Origin of the sequence: Flavobacterium album, from assembly GCF_003096035.1 — a bacterium.
Lineage (GTDB): Bacteria > Bacteroidota > Bacteroidia > Flavobacteriales > Flavobacteriaceae > Flavobacterium > Flavobacterium album.
Genome location: NZ_CP029186.1, coordinates 1,280,673 through 1,300,164, shown reverse-complemented (window position 1 = coordinate 1,300,164; position 19,492 = coordinate 1,280,673). Strand labels below are relative to the sequence as shown.

The following is a 19,492-nucleotide window of genomic DNA, read 5'->3' as shown; positions in this document are numbered from 1 at the left end:
CAAAGGCCTGAGTTCTCTTCTTTATCATTACATTAATAGCAATCCGATACAAGCAAATACATTTTAGGTTTAGCCCTAACTCATCCTAAGATTGTTATTTTTATCTAGATAATCAGTGCTAATATACCATCTTCCTTTATAGTGAATAAAAATATTATTATTGAGCCTTATCTCTTTTTGCCCGGATTCTTTATCAACCCTTAAGAAAAAAGTTCCTCCTCCTGCGTAGAATGGGTTTATAAATACATTCTTTTTCTTGTCACACCCCAAACTGTAAAACTCATAATCATCAAAAGCTTTAAGAAGTGTTTTAATCTTATCATTACTTAAATGGCGTTTAACTGAGTCATACGCCCCTACATTTATAACTTGTCCGTCCTTAAATTCGACGAAATAAACTGATTTATTGATTTCATCAGAAAATATATAAGCACCCCTTCTCAATGTTATATGAACATCCTTAAACATTGAAAAATCCGCGTTGTCATATTTCTCAATGAATTCATCGACCATTTCCTTTCTTTCACAGCTCACAAAAAAGAATACAGCAGCAGACAACAGTAATAGCTTAAAGCCTGACATTGAGCAAAATATTATTATTCGTCAAATATATAATTAATCCCCTCAAGAAAATACATACAAAAAAGAAAACCCCCGCAGAAACGTGCTGCGAGGGGTTTTCAAACAAACCAACCAATTTATAAACTACCAATTTATATTTTTAGTTCACAAGTACTTTTTTGTTTACTAGCTGCTGATTTTCTAATGTTGCTTTTACGATTACTACCTGGTTTGAAGCCGTTAGGGCAGTAGTAGTGATCTCTTGTGCATTTACGTTGTTGTTCACATACATTACTTTTCCAAGAAGGTCATACACAACAACTGATTTTATAGCTTCAGGCGCTGATACTGTTACCTGTTTGGCATTCTGGAAGATGATCACATCTTTTGGAGCTGCAACCGGGGTATCGGTGCCAAGTGATTCAGCTGCATATACGATTTCAAAACGTGCATCGAAAGTACCTGGTTCAGTTGTAAAGCTATAGTTGCTTTCTTTCAGGTTGTGTACTGTATTTGTAAGGTTATCTTTTACATATATCGCCTGGTCGCCTAGGAAGATTCCGTCCATATGGTCGATTGACAATTCGAATGTTCCTGCTGCTTCTGTTTTGAAGCCCATTGGTACAACATCTTCGGCAGTGAATGAAGGGCGCCCCTGGATAGCAAGTGTTTTTTCAGCAGCGATAGAGTAAAGGTTTGCATTACCATCTACAAAAGACTCACCATCTATACCATTGTCAATATCAAGTGTAGCTTCGGCAGTGTAGCCTATTACAGCCTGTGTAAACACATCTTCGCCACTTGTTACGTTAAGCCATATCCTTGAAGCCTCAGTATCTGCTTCTTCTGTCTGGTCCATTGCAGTCCTGAAGAACTGGTCAGAGCTGTTTGCTTTACGCATCCTGTTTTTGAACACAATGTTTGAAGCGCTTTTTGCTTTTACGATAAAGCCCTGTCCTGTGTTAAGTACTCCGTGAGGGTCAACCGCGAACTGGTTCTCACCGCCCGGTGCAGCATTTGCAGCATAAGCAAATTTTGTAAGTACAGAGTAGCTTGATTTTGTAGCATCGTTTGTTTTCCTCCAGAACCAAAGCGTACCTTCGATAACGTTGATGTTTGCATCGATGAACTCACTTACGTTGATTGGAGACGGGTAAGGGTTACCTACTGCGTTGTAGCTGTGTGCTGCATCCTGGTATACCAGCGGGAAAGTTATCGTACCATTGTTCGGTGTTCCTGTAAACACTCCGTTTACTACCGTTGGCGTAGCCGTTGGGTGGTTGTTCGGGGTGCGTATAAGGTAGCCTTTTGCTGTTGTAAACGTTGTTGAAGCAGGGTCGGCTATCGGGGCATACATGTTGCTAAGCGGATTGTAGGTATAGAAACGGTTGAGCAGTGTCATTGGAGAGAACTGAGTCAGTGTCTGTGTACCTGATACCGGGGCAGACCAAATAGTGTAGTCAAGCCTTTTGATAAGTGAGCTGTTCCTTTTGATTGTTGCCGTACCTGTGTTGGATACATTGCTGTTTATCTGTACAAGGTCACTGTTGCTGCTCATTTCAAGCACACCGCCCGGCGCAATATTGATCTGGTTTACTACATACAGGTTTTTCGGTGTAGGCATTATCATTGATCCTGTAGCCGTTATCGTAAGCGAGCAGGCTTTAATATCTGTAGTCGGGGCAAATATACCGTTGATGATTACAGCTTTGCTTGCAGTCGGAAGGCCGTTAGACCATGTACCGTCAGCATTATAAGTTGTAGTTTCTGAACAGCTTGTGTTACCAAATTCGTCAGCTCCTAAATATGGTGCAGTCATGTTCCTTGAGTCACCGTCAATGTCGGTAGCTACGTTAAGCGCCTGGCCTGCTGTAAGCGTCTGGTTGATCACATCAAACGGAGCGATGTGCGAGTCATTAGACGATACGAATACTGTGTTGATCGCTGTTGAAGCAGCATCTTTGCCGGTAGCAGCTTTCCACTGTGCAAGGGTCTTAATGTTGGCTACAGTATAGAAGCTTCCTATCGATCCCATTTTATCTACCGAGTAGTAATTGTTGTTGTTAAGCGTTGCAAACGTTGCCTGGCCTGCAGTTGCTACATAGATAGCGAAACGTGATGAGTAGCTTGGTTGTGTGTTTACGAATATGTTGTTTCTTACGTCAAGGTTAAGTACGTTGTTATCAATGAAAAGCGCCGAAGAGATACCAGCGTTGTTGTATTGGTCTTTAGTAAGCCTTACAGTGTTGTGGTACAGTTTGTAGCCGCTTCCTGAGAAGATACCGATACCGAAACCGTTTTGGTTCTCACCGCCGTTACCCGGTCCTGTTACGTCAAGGATAAAGTTGTTTACTACAGTGATGTTTGTTACAGAGGCTGTAGAAGAAAGGTTGATACCTGCGATACCTTTACCGTTGGCAAGGGTCTTGTCTATTTTAGATAGGTTGTTGGCAGAAATCGTACCGTTGGTGCTGTTCTCAGCAATGTGGATACCTGCAAAGCCAAGGTCGCCGCTGTTTGTGTTCCTGTATACGCCTGTTATAGTGTTCCTGTCAATCGTGAAACCATTTACGTTCGATACATAAATTGCTGTGATGGTCCTTTCGTCATTGGTTGCGCCGCCAAAAGTACTTTTTTCAACTACTACATTCTGTAGCGCTGATGATGTTGAATTATTGTCAAGGATGTAAACGCCTTCTTTCACATTAAGGAAAGTCACGTTGCTAACCGTAAGCTTTTTGATTTTTGCCGCAGCATTGCCTATGTTAAGGCTGTTGCTGGCCGAAGTATCAGAACCTACATACACACCCATTGTATATTGGCTCTCACCGTTAGTATAGCTTTGCTGAAGGTTAGCATTTTTGATGGTGATGTTCTCAGGAGCATTTGTACCTGTAGGGCTTACAAGGTAGATAACCGCACGGTTAGTATAAGTAAGCTGTCCGTTGTTATCTATTGTAAGGTTTTTAGATGAACCGCCTGCGATGTTGCTGCCATCGATGATGATGTTGTCAGCGCCGTTCATTTTGAATACTGCCTGTACCGGCACAGTACCGTTAGCATTGTAAGCATCTATCCTTGCGTTAACGCCTGTGTTTGGCCTGATGGTAAGCGTGTTCGTTGCGCTTGTACCTGCAAACTGGTTGAATGTGATCGGGAAGTTCTCACCAAGCGTATTGTTATATACCGCATCGTTAAGAAGGAAAGTTACCGGACCCGATACACCGATGCTGTTTACAGCTGCTGCTGCATCGCTGATGGTTTTGAAATCGTTGCTCAAAGCCTGTCCTATAGTATAGGTTCCGGATAGCGGCTGTGGAGCAGTTACAGTACCAACGATAGTTGGGGGCAAATTATTACCGCTGGTGTGAAGTATCTTCCAGGTAGTACCGCCTACCCTGTCGTATACATATATCCTTACATACAGGCGCTCGCCGGCAAGTAAAGGAATGTTTACAGAAAGGTCTTTTTGCGTACCTGAGTTATAAAATTGGGCAGGGTTCGTAACACCTAAAGATACAGATCCGGTAAAGTCGGCATTTTTTGAATAACGCACTTCAAATTTCCTGTATTCTCCCTGGTATTTAAACCTTATCTTGGTTACCGTCATCGAAGCGCCTGTTGTAGGCCTTACGCTCATTTGGTAATATTTTGAGTAATCTACAGCAGCGTTGGCATCGCCCCACCCGGAAGTTTCAAAACCCTGCCAGTTGGTATTAAGGTTAACATTGCTGCTTGCAGTAAAATTGTCAGCTGCCACATAGTTGGCAAGTACTGTAGGAACGTTGGAAGGCTGGTCATTCAATACGCCATTCCATTTTACCAGGTCTGTCTGGCTGAAACCGAATAATGGTAGTAATAAGAGTAGGAAATAAATTGGTAATGTTTTCATTTGGTAATTTTGGGGATGATCTTAAATCTTAATTTTCTGTTAACTTTCTGAAGCAAAGATAAGCTCAGATTTAAGAAAGATTTAACACGTAAAATAACTTCTTATCTATCTAACCATAAGAAAATCATATCATTGGTTTTTACTATGCAAGCATAAGAGAAACCTATCAAACTAAATCGTTGTAGTTGTTAAAATTTGGTCATTTGGCGGTAAAATTTCGCCGTTGGTCGATAATTTTGAGTTTTGAGTGTTGAAAAAAAATTTTAAAATATTTTTTTTCACGTCGTTTTAATGGGGTTTTTTAACGATTTATTATGATTTAAATTAAGATTATTCTTACATCAAGAATTTGAAATAGTCAAGTAAAGGGTATTTTTTGATTAACTCTTTAAATTATCATCAAATTTTAATCACTTTAAAGGAGATTTGCTCAGTATTATTGATTTTAACAGCAGTCACGCGAAAACACCTTAAATGTTAAAAAATTTAACATATTAATTAACATTTGAAAATTACTTTCCTTACTAACTCAATGAAGCATGAATTATCGCACGAATAAACATAAAAAAATCCCCACCTGACGGAAGGGGATTTAATTGCATCCAACTAAAAAATTACTAAAACATTATGAATAGAATCCATAATATGCTTTATATATCTAATAAATAAATAATACAAATTGTTACTGCAAAGATATTCCTATGGAATAATATAACAATACGTTGCATAATTTTTACATTAATATAATGTAAAATACGATTTATTTAAATTTTAACTATCCCTTAACAACTTTCACATATATTATTCGTAACGAAAAACCCATGTTACCTAATTATTAAAAACAGCACTGTCAGTAGTTTAAGAATCTTTTGTATGAAAATACATTACACTGGTATAGGAAAACACTTTACTTGGTTCAGGCCCTATCAAAGCAATCCTTTAAGCTATTATTATCTGGAAGATGATTGATTTAATTGCAGATGTTAAACCTGATCAATATAAAAGCCCCATACTAAATTGTACAGGGCTTATATTAAACCTATCGTAAAAACTTTCAGGATATTAAGCAGGTTTTTTTTAGTAAGGCCCCCAAATTGCAACTAATGGGGGCCTCGTATCCACTAAAAAAACTTACTAAAACATTATAATGTTTACTACGCATTATAATTTCTTTGCAGTACCCGTCGCGCCTTTGCGGCGGGTACGTTTATGATGTTTAATTCATCATTATCTTTTTCGAGATCACCTGTTGGTTCTCAAGTACCATCTTAACGATAACTACCTGTTGTGCAGAGTCGATATTAGGAGTTACAAATTCTGCGGCATTTACATTACCGTTGTTGTAAAGTACTCTTCCAAGCGTATCATATACTGTAACCGATTTGATATCCTGCGGCGATTTTATGCTCACCTGGCTTCCGCTGCGGTAAACAATAACTTCTTTCGAGTCAAGTACAGGGATATCGGTACCAAGCTCTTCATCCGTAGCATATACCACTTTGAAACGTTCATCGAATGTTCCGATTTCAGAAGTGAAAGTATAGCTTCCGTTTCTTAGGTTCTGCATTGTGCCGGTAAGGTTGTCTACAAGATAGATAGGCTGGTCGCCTGCACCAAACAATCCGTCGTAATGGTCAAGCTCGAATGTAAATGTACCGGCAACTGCTGCTGTAAAGCCAAGCTGTACACTGTCAGAGATTGCGAATTCAGGGCGTGTCTGTATCGCCAGCTTCATCTGCTCACCATTTTCTGTGATCACAGAAGAGATATCGATGTTGGCACCATCAAGCGCTACGCCGTCAAATCCATTATCATAACCCAAAGTACCTTGTGGCGAGTAGGCTATAAGTGTCTGGGAGAAATCAGTATCAGCACCTTTAACATTCAGCCAGAAACGGCTCATTTCATATTGCACCGGTACAGCAGGGTCTTCGTTATCATTTGCAGTACGGAAGAAGTTCACATAGTTTGTGCTAAGGCGCATGTTGTTCCTGAAAACAAGGTTTTGCGTATTCTTAGCCTTTACAATAAAGCCCTGAGCTGTATTAAGGACCCCAATGCCCGGCGCGATCTCAAACGGGTCGGCAATAAGGTCGTTGTCTGCACTTGACCCTCCCGGCGCTGCATTGGCAGTATAGCCTGTTTTGGTCAAAGTAGAGTAGCTTGACTGTGTCCAGTCATTCGTTTTCCTCCATAACCAAAGCGTACCTTCAATATTATCGATGTTGGCATCGATGAATGCAGTGACGCTTATTGGCGAAGGGTATGGGTTACCCACTGCGTTGTAGCCTATAGTACTGCTTTGGTATTGTAGCGGATAGTAAACGTTTCCGTTATTAGGCGTACCTGTGAATGAGCCCTGGAATACTGTTGGCGTTGTAGCCGGGTGGTTGTTCGGCATACGGATAAGGTAGCCTTTTGCCTTGGCAAACACTACTGCAGACGGATCCGGTAGTGGAGCGTACATATTGCTCAGGTAGTTGTACACATAGAAACGGTTAAGCAATGTTTGCGGAGAGAACTGAAGCAGCGTTTGTGTTCCTGTTACCGGAGATGCCCACATTACATAATCAAGCCTTTTCAGCTTAGAGCTGTTCCTTTTTATAGTAACGGTACCGTTATTTTGTGTGTTTTCGGTCTGCATAAGGTTGCTGCTGCTTTCAAAAGTAAGCTTTGAGCCATCCTGAACATTCACGTTGTGTGTTACAAAAGCGTTCGATTCGCTGATAAAGTTAACCGACGCGCCATTCATTACATATATTGAACATGCATATATATTCTCGCTTATAAAGGTTTTGTCGCCAGAGAAGATCACGTCTTTATTGGCTGCAGGCAGGCCATTACTCCATGAAGTACCATTCCATGTTGTTGAGCTGTCACAGTAAACACCAGTGTTAGATCCCGGTACAGGCATTGCAATGGCGCCAAATTCGTCAGCACCCATGTCAGGAGTTGTAAGGCTCCTAAGCTGGCCGTCGATATCTTTAGTGATCTCGGCGATCGGTGTACCTTTATCGTTCAATGAACTGTTGGCAGTACCAAGGTGAAGGTCTGTAGCCGACATGAACGAAGGGTTAACGCTTAAAGAGTGTGTATCTTTATTGTTCGCGTTGGCAGTATTATTGGTTGCAAGCAAAGCACCTTTCCATCCTTCGAATGTTTGAACATAGTCAGGATTCTCCGGCCATGTAATATTATCGGTAAGATGTATGTTAGCTATGTACCCTATCCTGTCTGAAGAATAGTAGTTGTTGTAATCCAGCTTTGTAAAGACAGCATTCAGGTTGTCAGTATCATTATTTACAATGATGGCGCACCTTCTTGTAGCTGTGTTGGTCTGTGAGTTCACAAAGATGTTGTTCCTCACATCCAGGTTAGAGGCATTGCTGTTTACATACAGCGCTGCACTGTATCCTCCCAAAGGCTGGCTTTTAGAAAGCACCACTGTGTTGTTAAGTATCCTGTAACCGCCACCGTTATCTACAATGATACCGTAGCCGTTGCTGTAGCCGCCGCTGTTACCTTTGGCAACCGGGTCAAGGATAAAGTTATTGGCAACAAGTATGTTAGAATTTGTACTGGTAGAAGCAAGCACGATACCGGCAAATGTATTCGCATCAGCAGTCAGCCTTTGCAGGTCGCTCATATTGTTCTTAGTAATAGAGCCATTAGTGGTGTTACCTTTAATATTGATACCACCGGCCAAAAGGTCGCCGTCTGTTGTAGTTCTGTACAGCCTGTATATCTGGTTTTCTGACACAGAGAAGTTCGAAACGTTGTTCAGCGTCACCGGAAGGATAACCGATTCTGTATTGTTTTCAGCGCCAAGGTCGTTTTGGAAAATGTTCACGCCTGTAGTAACAGTAGTTCCTCCGTTTACATACACACCCTGTTTCACGTTCATAAAATCGTTATCCCAAAGGTACATGTTGCTATTGTTTGCCCCTGCCTGCTGGCTTACCTTCAGGTTGCGGTTGTTCACAGTATCAGGGTTTTCTATGGTATTGCTTCCTGCGAATACACCTATAGTATATTTACCATCCTGGTTCCTGTATCCCTGCCTGATGTTAGTATGCTTTATCGTGATGTTGTTGGCGCCGTTGCTTCCGTTAGAAGCTACCCAGAATACGGCACGATCAAGGTAGTTAAGCGTATTGTTGTTGAATACCGTAAGGTTCCTCGTAGATCCGTTTACAGTGTTGCTTCCGTCAAAGATTATATTATCTGCACCGTTGAACTGGAATACTGTCGTAGCCTGGTAGGCAGAGCTGTTGATCGTGATATCGTTAACTTTGATCGTAACGTTTTTAGCAGGAGCAGGTTTGAATGTTACTGTATTTACAGTGCTTGTTCCTGCAAACTGGTTGATTACCAATGGGAAGCTCTCCCCTGTCGACTCATTATAGTTATTATCTTTCAAAAGGAAAGTTACCGGGCACGAAACACCGTTTGCGTTTAGGTGTGCTATCGCAGCTGTAAGGCTTGTAAACTGCGGGTATTCGTACTGGGTAGTTGCGCTGATCACATACGTACCGCACAGTGGGCCTGTAGTTGTTGGCTGCAATACCGAAATATTTACCGTTGCAGTAGCTGTAGCGTTGTAAGCATCGGTAATTTTATAGGTAAAAGAATCTGTACCTGTATAGTTGTTTGCCGGTGTAAACGTAATCGTGTTGGTTGCAGCATTTACTGACGCAGTACCATGTGCCGGGTTAGTAAGGATTGTTAGTGTAGTTATTGCACTGTTTCCTGCCGTATCGTTTGCAATAGGGTTGAATGTAACAGGGTTGTTCTTTGATGTAGATACCGTATCAGCGTTTGCTGTAGGGCCAACAATGTTTACAACAGTAACTGTAACGGTCGCAACGTTAGACACCTTATTATTACTGTTCGTTACGGTATAGCTGATTACAGCAGTACCGGTAAAAGTAGCTGCAGGAGTATAAATGATATTGCTGCCCGATACCGTAGCTGTACCGCTTGCAGGCTGTGCTGTGATAGCTATTGTACCAATGGTTCCGCTGCCGGCCACGTCATTGTTAAGCACCGGTATTGTTACCGGAATATTTTTTCCTGTAGTGGCAACGTCAGCATTTGCAGTCGGGCTTGGGTAAGCGCTTACCGTAACAGTATAAGTAGATGTAGATGTAGAACCATCTGCACCTGTAATTTTATAGGTGATCACTTTTGCACCGGTTGAAGTTGTAGGCGTAAAAGTTATGCTTGTACCATTTACCGTAGCCACACCTTCTGAAGCAGGAAGTAATGGCGCTACAATTTGTATCGAAGGGTTTATTGTAGTACCTGTAGCAATATCGTTGGCAGTCACGTTTCTTGTAACGGCAGTATTTTCAAATGCAGTATCAGTATCTTCAACAGCAGTAACACCTGTGGCATCGCTAACTACACCATATATTGCAGGCCCGTTACTGTTGGAGTTTGCCACTTCATTCTGCTCGTTCGCATGCCTAAGGAACCATTTGTTATCATTAGGATTGGCCATATACGGATAAACCCTTATATATAATGTCTCACCAGGAGTTACGACCACGTCTGACCCAAATGGCAGGACAACATTTTTGTCATTACCCAACTGTGCATTTATAACAGTAGTAAGGGCAGTGCCGTTGGTAGAAAAACTTGCATCCGACGGTACTCCTGCAGATGATTTTTGGTACACTACTTTAAAGGCATTACATTGTCCGTAATAGGTGAATGTAAAATGCTTAGCCTGTATCTTTTTCCCTGCACCGGCTTTTACATTTACCTGAAAGTACTTTCCGTAATCAATACCGGCTGTCGACCAGTTTTGACCTCCAAATCCGGAATAAAGCTCATAGTTAAAATTGATAGCGCCTCCGCCAGTAAAGTTAGATGCGATAAATTCTGAAGGGGTAGTCATTGTTCCATTAGAATTGTAATAATACATCGGAACTGTAGTTGGGTTGCCCCAACTGATTCTCGTGCCTTCCCAACGAACAAGAAGTTGTGAGGGACTCTGCGAAAAACTAAGGCACGGCAATAGCAATACAAAAAAGAGTAACTTTTTCATTTTAGTAATGTTTTAAATTTTAGGTAGTTATGGGGGGCATAACTATTTTGGGTTGCGGGGGCAAATTTACTACAAAAATTTGTAATCCAAAAAATAATTTTAAGTTAAATTTTAAGAGAATTTTAAGAACTGTCAACGTAACTATCATCAGTCTCAACTGTCTGATATTCAGGATTACTTATAAATGACCATCGTAAATAAGATTAAAAAAAAGATTATTCATTAACTTTTTCTTAACGCGAAATTTACTTACAAATTGTAATCCTTGGTCATTAAAGGCAGGAAATGCACTTTATTCATTTTTTAAATTTTAGAATCCACTGGAAATAGATTCCCTAAACCTTATCCATTAGCATTATTTACACACTTCATTATATTATAGTATTTATTGTTGGGCAAAGTAAGCTGTGCTACGACAGCACTTCAGGGACAAATCCTGACCGCAAAGTAAGGGGATATTTTTTTAATATTAACAAAACATTAATAGACAAAGCATAGACAAAAGAATAAATTTCAACAAAAACACACCTAAAAACCAACGTTTTACAGATGAAGTGCGTTTTTTAAGGATGAATTGCATAGACAAGAGGCGCTAAACGGCTGTTAAAAACCTTCACACTTTTTGGGGCGAATAAATTCATTCCGGAACCTATATTTCCATCAGTAATTTTTCGAAATCGGCATCATCCTGAATTTCCATTTTCTTTTTGATGCGGTATTTTTTAGTGATGGCGCTTTCGTGGGAGATCTGTAGTAATTGAGCAATCTCCTTATTACTCATATTGAGCTTTAGCAACGAGCAAAACTCAATATCATTTTTTGTCAGGTTGGAATAACGGTTTGCGAGAGAGGCCCCAAATCCCGGGTGCAGCATATTAAAGCGCGTTTCAAACTGCCTCCAGTAATCTTTTTGCTTAATAAGGCCCTCCAGTTCTTTTTTAACGTCAGACACTTTTTTTATGCTGTCATTATTGCAACGCTCTATGATTTGCAGGAGATTATCCTGGTAATTGGCCATTTTTAATGCCGATGAAGCAAGCTCCCTTTGCTTTTCCGAAATAATATCTTGTTGCGCCTGAGTGAGCTCCTTTTCATGCTCGTGCTGCTTTCGTAAGATATTCTTTTCTGTGGCTGCCAGTTTAAGCGCTTCCTTACGAAGGCGTTCCCTGAGCCGGTAACTGCGCAGCAACAGCAAAATGAGCAAAATTATCGACAGGCTTATAGCAATATAGGCAATCATGCGGGTTTTTTCGGTTTCATAAGCTTTTTGCAACCCGGCATTTTTTACTTTCAGTGCCCTGTTTTTTTCCCGCTGCAATTCTGCCTGGTACTTTGCCTGCAATTCTTTTGTATAGTTATCGGTGCCCGACCTTGCAAGTGAATCTTTTATTTTTAAGGCCCTTACCAAACCATTTAAAGCTTCCTTATCATTATTGGTCTTACTGTAGGTCTCTGCCATGGCCACATCAAAACGCACCTTATCCGCCTTATTGACGTCATTAAATATCGGGGAACGCTTTGTCTTTTCAATAACCTTTAGCGCCTTATCGTAATCCTTATTCTTATTAAGCAGTTCGATGTATTCTGAGGCTATGATCACCAGGTTTATAGAATTCGATTCTGATAATATAGCAAAAGCAGCTTCATAATTCCTGCAGGCATCTTTTATATTACCTTCGTCTTTTGCAATATGGCCCAGCTTGGAATAAGCAATTGCCAGGTGCTCCGGATTTTTAATCCTTGACAATTCGGCAATGGCTTCCCTGAGGGCTTTTTTAGCTTTTCCCGTCTGATCCAGATGGATAAGCACCTCAGCATAGTTAATAAGTGTCAGCGTGTAGCTTACCTTGTCGTTTTGCTTTTTAAAGATTTTAAGGCAGTCTTCATACAGCTCTTTCGCAAAAGAAAAATTAGACATCTTCATGTAGGTGTTCGCCAGCTTTTGTGTCAGCGCAGCCAAAAGCGGTGAATCTTCCTTTTTCAATATCTCGATCCCTTTAAGGGCATACTCTACCGCTTTGTCATATTGCAGCATGAACTGGTAGTTAGACGACATATTACTGTACACGATCGCCTCCTTCTCTTTAAATCCAAGCCTCTTATTGATCTCGAGCGCTTCCTCCAGGCATTTGAAAGATTCGTCATACTGCCCCATGTTCCGGTAACCGACAGACATGTTCATTAGCGGCATCGTCTTAATCCACAAGTGGTTCTTTAACAGCGCGGCCGACTTTTTATAGGCCACCATAGAAGAATCCAGTTCTCCTACGTGGCTGTAATAAATCCCGTAAATATTATACACAAGCCCACGGATAGTATCGTGAAGGTTCTTTTTTTCAAGTACCTCATCAATCAGTATCCTGGTGCTGTCAGGTGAAGAATAAATATGCTTTTTTAACTTTGTTTCAAATGCCTTATAGTCGAACGCTTCCTGCCCGGCAGCCAATAGCGGGAAAATCAACACCAAAAACCAAAGTAAGCGTTTGTGCATTTTTATATCTCCATGAGCATTTTCTCAAAGTCGGCATCGTCATGGATCTCCATTTTTTTCTTGATCCTGTACTTTTTTGTTATGGCGCTTTCATGCGAAATTTGCAGCAGTGAAGCGATCTCTTTATTGGAAAGGTTCAGCTTGAGCAGCGAGCAGAACTCCACGTCATTTTTTGTAAGCCTGGAAAAACGGTTGGTAAGCGTGGTACTGAATTCCGGGTGGAGGCTGTTGAACCTTGTTTCAAACTGTTTCCAGTAGTCTTTTTGCTTTATAAGGCTTTGCAGCTCTTTTTTCACATCGCTCACTTTCGTATAGACGTTGGAATCGCATTTGTCTATAATCTGGTTGATGTTGTCCTGGTAATTTGCCATACGCAATGCGGTCGATGTTAGCTCCCGCTGCTTCTCCTCAATTATTTCTTTTTGCGCATTGGTAAGCTCCTGCTCGTATTCATGCTGCTGCTTTATCAGGTTTTTCTCAGACTCTACCGATTTCAGTTCTTCTTTCTGCAATTTTGCCTTGAGCCAGTAGCCTCTCAGGAGCAGCAGGATGAGCACAATAATTGCTATACTCACAAGAACATATAACAGCATGAGGTTTTGTTCGGATCTCATTGTAGTTTGCAGCGCCTTATTGTTTGCCTCAAGCGCAAGATTTTTTTCCCGTTGCAGTTCGGTCTGGAATTTTGCCTGGATTTCCTCTACTGCCCCCTGTTTTTCTATCATGGCAATAGAGTCCATAATGGCAATGGTGTGCTGGTAGGCCTTTATGGCTTCCTTATCGTTGTTGGTAGCCTTATAGGTTTCTGCAACAGCGTTTTTATACACCACCCTGTCCTGTATATTGGCGCTGTTGTATACTTTTAGCTTATCTATCCGGGCAATGGCATTGAGGGATGCCTGGTAGTTTGCAGATTTGTTAAGTAACCCGATATATTCGCCACCAATCCTTATAACCCTGTTAGAACCTGATGTAACAAGGAGATCCACCGCTTTTTGGTAAGCTGCCAATGCCTTTGCACGGTTGCCCAATGTGTTGTCCAGGCTGCCTATTTTTGAATAGCAGATGCCAATCATCTCTTTATCGCCAAATTTTTCGAGCCCAACCGCAGCTTCCGATAGCGATTTTTTTGCCCCCTCAAAATCCTTTACCTGTATGAGGGCCTCGCCGAGGTTTACCTGAGTGAGGTAATAATTTTTCATCATGCCCACCTGCCTGAACTCTTCGAGACATTCGCGGTAAAGGTCTATAGCAAATTTAAAATTCTCCTTTGCGACATAGGTATTTGCCAGCTTTTGCTTAATCGCCACAAGCTGTTTGGTATTCTTTTCGGCCTTTAGTATTTTAATCGCTTTCAGAAGCAGGTCGATCGATTTGTCATAATCAAGCATGTAGTTGTAGATGGATGCCAGTTCGCCATAAGCCATGGCAACACCTACATTGTTTTTTTCTTTTTGGTGTATCGCCAGCGCTTCCTCTACATATTTTATGGCGGTCTTGTAATCAGACTTGTTCCTGTAGCCTATAGAAAGGTTCATCAGGCTTCGTGCCTTGTTCCTTGGGTAATCGTCAAGATAGGTTAGCGATTTCTTTATATAGTAAATGGTAGAGTCGGGCTTACCGGTCATGCCATAATACATTCCGTATAAATTGTAGGTATTGCCGTAAACAGTGTCGTGCACATCCCCTTTTTGCGCTAAGGTGGTTTTAATCAATTTCAATGCAGCGGCAGGATCGGAATAAATAAGTTTCCTGGCTTCTGTTTCTGCCTTTTTGAAATCATACGACTGCCCATAACTTAACGCATTGAAGGCCAGCAATAATAAAAGAAGTATCTTTTTCAACATAAATCCATTTTTAGTTCGGGGGCACTAAATAATTGGCACACTAAATTAACAAATATTTATGAAATTCAGGCTATCTAAAAATTAATTACTTTTCAGGCAGGGAATGCACGGCATCAAGCACAAGATTGCTCTCATAGCCCTTTCGCAAAAGATAGTCCATTACCTTTTTTTTCCTCTTCGGGATATTGGTTTCAGGGCTTTCTTCCCATTCCCGGGCCACAAGCCTGTCAAAGGTTTCAAGGTATTCCCCCTCGGGGATTTCCTTCATCGCTTTATTTATATTATAACTGGATATGTTCCTGGCTTTAAGCTCATTGGTAATCCTTCTCCTGCCCCACTGCTTAATGCGGAATTTTCCGCGTGCAAAGCTGCAGGCAAACCGTTCCTCGTTGAGGAAGTTATTCTCTATGAGGTGCACTATTATGGTATCAATAGCCTGTGGTATCATGTTGAGCTCCCTTAGTTTCCGGTACACTTCGTCATGGCACCGCTCCTGGTAGGCACAGTAATGCTCCAGTTTCTTCTTTGCCTCTTCTACCGTATACGACTTATACTCCATCATTCCTCCTGCTTAGATGGTGTAAATATAAAAAAGAATCCCAGTCTTTTCCGGACTGGGATCTATAACGGTAAGTTTAAATTTTTATGGGTCCTTATCAGGGCCTGCTCATTTTTATAATCTATCCACGCCTGACCTTTCAATTTGCGCATCATATTGTCAAAATAACGCATGATTACAATGTTGTACACCGCTTTTGCCAGGTTGCCCGCTTTTCTCGGGAAAGCCCTCAGGCTCATAGAGAAGCCCGGTGTTATGTATTTCATGTAGTGCCAGTATCCTTCGGGCATGTACAGCATTTCGCCATGCTGAAGGTCGGCCACCAGGCCTTGTGCATATTGCAGCGCCGGCCATTTTTGCATATCGGGATTATCAAAGTCAATATCCTCCCTCGAGATCAGGGCATGCGGCACTTTATAAAGATAAGGCGTCTGGTCGGGCGCAAAAAGGATACACCGCTTTTTTCCATGAAAATGAAAATGCAGTATGTTGGAATAGTCGATATCGTAATGAATGAACACTTTCGAGTTCTCCCCGCCAAAGAAGAGCATTGGCAGCTGCTTTACGAGCTTTAACCCGATCTCCGGCCATTTAAAGTCGCCTTTCAGCGATGGCACCTCTTTCATGAGGTTGTATAAAAAAATGCGGTAGTTTGTAGGTTTGGATTGCAGAAGGTCAATGTAGTCGGCCATTTTCATTTTGGCATGTGCCTCGTTAAAGCCGTCTTTATGGGTCACAGGCCTGTCGTCATACAACGGCACTATCTTATCACCTGCGATCTCTTTAATATAATTCAGCTTCCATTTGTTGTAAGCCGGCCAGTCTTCCGTTAGTTTTTCAATGACCACCGGTTTTTGCTTTTTTACATAGTTATTGTAAAAGTCTTCCCGGGTGATGGTTTTTACGCGTTCAATCTCGGTTAGGTTCAATGCCATACTATCGGTTTATTAGCATGGCAAAATTAATAAAGCGTTGCGAAATTGTAAAGTTATGCTCCGCCAATTTTTTCACAATACTTAGTTACCGGCATCAGGTATAATACAAAAAGCACCTGCCGTAGCAAGTGCTTCTTTCATTTATTCAGAGGAATTTATTTATTTACAATGATAAATTCATTCCTCCTGTTCTGGGCATGCTGCTCGTCGGTACATTCTGTACAGGCAACCCTTGGCTGGGTTTCGCCATAGCCTTTGCCCGATATCCTGTTTTCTGAAATGCCTTTAGAAATCACATACTGTACCACTGCCCTTGCCCTCCGGTCAGAGAGATCAAGGTTGTACTGGTCGCTGCCGCGGTTATCGGTATGAGCTTGGGCCATGATAATCAGCTCGGGCTTGGTCCTCATCACCTCTACAAGCTTGTCCAGTTCGGCAGCGCCTTCTTTGGTAATATTGCTTTTGTCGAACTCAAAGTAAATATCGTTCAGCTTAACCTTACCATCAACAATGATGCTTTCAATTGGGTCAAGGCCTACCGGCACTTCTACCTTGCCGCCTGCATTTTTTGCCACAGGGGCCGTGCTGTTCTTATAACCATCAGCCGAGACTACGAGAGAATAAGTCGTATTACAGTCCACACTGTAGGTCACCCATCCATCGGTGTTGGTTTTACGGGTCTCTATCACGTTGTTCTTTTCATCCAGTATCGCTACACTGGCCGAAGACAACGGTTTGCCTGTTTTGGAGTCTTTTACCATTACAACCGCATCTACACCACATATCGGTATGGCGAGGTACATATTATCATCCCCTTTCCTGTTGCTCGAAAAGAAACCTTTGTTGACAGCTGTATTAAATGTGAACGCAAAATCATCCTGCGGCGAATTTATAGGAAGGCCTATGTTGAGCGCTTCGCTGTCATTGGTCAGGTCGGCCACATAAATATCCATAGCCCCGAGGCCTTTCCTTCCGTCCGATGCAAAATACAGCTTGTTGTCGTCCGTAATAAAAGGGAAATTTTCCACGCCTTCCGTGTTTATCTTTTTACCGAGGTTTACCGGCTCGCTATAGGTGTTGTTGCCTTTTACCTCAACTTTCCAGATGTCGGTGGCGCCTATAGAGCCTTTCCTGTTCGATGCAAAATAAAGGGTCTTGCCATCCTTGCTTATCGAAGGATTACCGGTAGACCATGTCTTACCATTAAAAGGCACCGGCTTTATATTGCTCCATTTGCCGTTTACTTTGGTAGCCACGAAAAGGTAGATCAACCCTGTCCTTTGTCCCGGTGTGTCCTTTTCATAGTTACCTTCCTTAAAACTTTCGCTTGAGAAATACATGGTGTTGCCATCAGCCGTTACTGCTGCCGGCCCATCGTGGAATTTACTGTTGATCTCCGTTATAGGCGTTGGCGTGCTAATCGTCCCATCGGAATTATAAGTAGCAGTATACATATCAAGGTACGGCTCTTCGTTCCTGCCATAGGTCCTTCTTGCAGTGTTGCGGGCGCTCGTGAAATAAAGGGTATTATCTACCAGTACAGCGCCAAAATCGGCATATTTATCGTCGTTGATATCGAGTATCTTTTCATCGAACAGCTTAGTCTGGCTTTTAAGTTTCGGCAGATAATCCGGATCCTGGTTAAAGGCAATGGCGCGCTGGTCTTTCGGCGCCAGTGAAGCAAATTTCTGCATCTGCTTGTTCGACTCCTCATATTTCCCTTCTGCCTTCAGCATCTGGGCATAACGGTAGTAGGTCTCGGCATCCTGCTTTGTTTCCACCGCTTTAGCATACCATTTTATGGCTTCTTTGCTGTTATATACATTATAATAGCTCTCTGCAAGCTGCTTGTATACATAAGGGTCTTTGGCTTTTGCCAGCTTCAGGTACTCTTTTGCCGCATCAAGGTATTCAAATTTTTTAAAGAGCTTATCAGCCTCTGCGGTACTTGCATTTTGCGCTGCTACGGCCATAGTAACGAGCAGGCTAAGCGTAATATATAAATTTTTCATTGTCTTTTAGGTTAGAAATAACGTGGGGAACGGGATACTTTCTTCGGGAAGTTCACATCAAACAACAGCATGATCTCGTGCGAGGCAGGGGTCGATACTTTAAGGTCTGATACGATGTGGTCGTACGCATAGCCGATCCTGAGGTTAGGGGTAATGGCATAGTTCACCATCCCGCCGTAAGAATCGTCAAGGCGGTAGGTTGCGCCTATCTCAAATTTGTTGAAGAACAAAAAGTTCAGTGAGCCGTCAATCGATGGGTCTACCCCAAAGGCCGACTTGATCATGAAGGTTGGCTTCATCTTCAGGTTATCGGTAAGGTCAAATACATAACCTCCCGTAAGGAAGTAATGCGATACTTCCGATCCGAACTGGTAGGCTGTACCCTGGCCGTTTGGCCTCACTTCAAGGTGCTTGCTCTTGAGCATGTTCGGCACCGAGAAGGCAAGGTAGTATTTCTGGGTATAGTAGAAAACACCTGTACCGATGTTCAGGTAGGTATTGTTAACGTTCTCCTGGAAGGCAGGGTCATTCGGGTCCGGCACATAGCCGTTGCCGATATCGTCATAAAGGCCGACATTGTGCATGGTAGCACCGGCCTTTAATCCAAGGGCAAGCCTGTGCTCACCGCCTAATTTAAGGGTGTAGGAGAAGTCGGCATAAACGTTGGTTTCCTGCACCGGGCCAATCTGGTCGACAATGGCCGATAAGCCAAGGCCCACATTCTTGCCAACAGGGCTGTGGCCCGAAAAGGTGCCCGTGCTCGGGGAGTCCTGGATATCTACCCACTGCTTGCGGTACAATAACCCAAAGGCAAGGTTTTCCTTCGAGCCCGCATAGGCCGGGTTGATCACGTTCATGTTGTACATGTACTGAGTGTAGTGCGGATCCTGCTGGGCATTGGCATCAGGCAGGCCACACAGCGCTAACAATGCTGCAAGGCATAATTTCTTCATAGATTTTGTGTTTGTTGGTTAAAGGTTATCATAAGCAATTTAGCCGCCATTGTATATATAAACCACTTTCATAGTCTGCCCCGGCCGCAATAGGTTGCGTGAAATTTTCACCGGTAAGCCAAGCTACATCATTACTGCCCGAAATTTATCCGGCCAGTTTATTATCAGGTGGTTAAATTTTTCCAAAGCA

Annotated in this window: 9 protein-coding genes; all 9 read right to left on the bottom strand. The window is 42.2% G+C overall.

Annotated elements, in window-relative coordinates; all coding sequences use genetic code 11:
• Nucleotides 1-75: 75 nt before the first annotated feature.
• The 9 genes from HYN59_RS05740 to HYN59_RS05700 all read right to left on the bottom strand — a co-directional run bounded on the left by HYN59_RS05740 (nt 76) and on the right by HYN59_RS05700 (nt 19,302).
• The gene (locus HYN59_RS05740) at nt 76-582 is read right to left on the bottom strand and encodes a hypothetical protein (protein WP_108777358.1); all 507 of its coding nucleotides are present in this window, start codon (nt 580-582) and stop codon (nt 76-78) included.
• Between the two features lie 139 nt (nt 583-721).
• Entirely contained in the window at nt 722-4,453 is a 3,732-nt protein-coding gene (locus tag HYN59_RS05735) for a T9SS sorting signal type C domain-containing protein (protein ID WP_108777357.1), read from the bottom strand.
• Nucleotides 4,454-5,669: 1,216 nt separating this feature from the next.
• Nucleotides 5,670-10,505, bottom strand: coding sequence for an Ig-like domain-containing protein (locus HYN59_RS05730; RefSeq protein WP_146185867.1), 4,836 nt, complete (start codon nt 10,503-10,505; stop codon nt 5,670-5,672).
• Nucleotides 10,506-11,154: 649 nt separating this feature from the next.
• Nucleotides 11,155-12,996: a tetratricopeptide repeat protein gene (locus HYN59_RS05725; RefSeq protein ID WP_108777355.1), complete on the bottom strand. Its 1,842-nt coding sequence runs from the start codon at nt 12,994-12,996 to the stop codon at nt 11,155-11,157.
• A gap of 2 nt (nt 12,997-12,998) precedes the next feature.
• A complete protein-coding gene (locus HYN59_RS05720) occupies nt 12,999-14,843 on the bottom strand; it encodes a tetratricopeptide repeat protein (RefSeq protein ID WP_108777354.1) in 1,845 nt (614 codons plus the stop codon).
• An 85-nt stretch (nt 14,844-14,928) separates the two neighbouring features.
• The gene (locus HYN59_RS05715; protein WP_108777353.1) at nt 14,929-15,405 is read right to left on the bottom strand and encodes a regulatory protein RecX; all 477 of its coding nucleotides are present in this window, start codon (nt 15,403-15,405) and stop codon (nt 14,929-14,931) included.
• Nucleotides 15,406-15,464: 59 nt separating this feature from the next.
• A complete protein-coding gene (locus HYN59_RS05710) occupies nt 15,465-16,337 on the bottom strand; it encodes a cupin-like domain-containing protein (protein ID WP_108777352.1) in 873 nt (290 codons plus the stop codon).
• A gap of 155 nt (nt 16,338-16,492) precedes the next feature.
• Nucleotides 16,493-18,349 carry an OmpA family protein gene (locus HYN59_RS05705; protein WP_108777351.1) on the bottom strand — a complete coding sequence of 619 codons (1,857 nt, stop codon included), beginning with the start codon at nt 18,347-18,349 and terminating at the stop codon, nt 16,493-16,495.
• An 11-nt stretch (nt 18,350-18,360) separates the two neighbouring features.
• On the bottom strand, nt 18,361-19,302 hold the full coding sequence (locus tag HYN59_RS05700) for a PorP/SprF family type IX secretion system membrane protein (protein WP_108777350.1): 942 nt from the start codon (nt 19,300-19,302) through the stop codon (nt 18,361-18,363).
• Nucleotides 19,303-19,492: the final 190 nt, after the last annotated feature.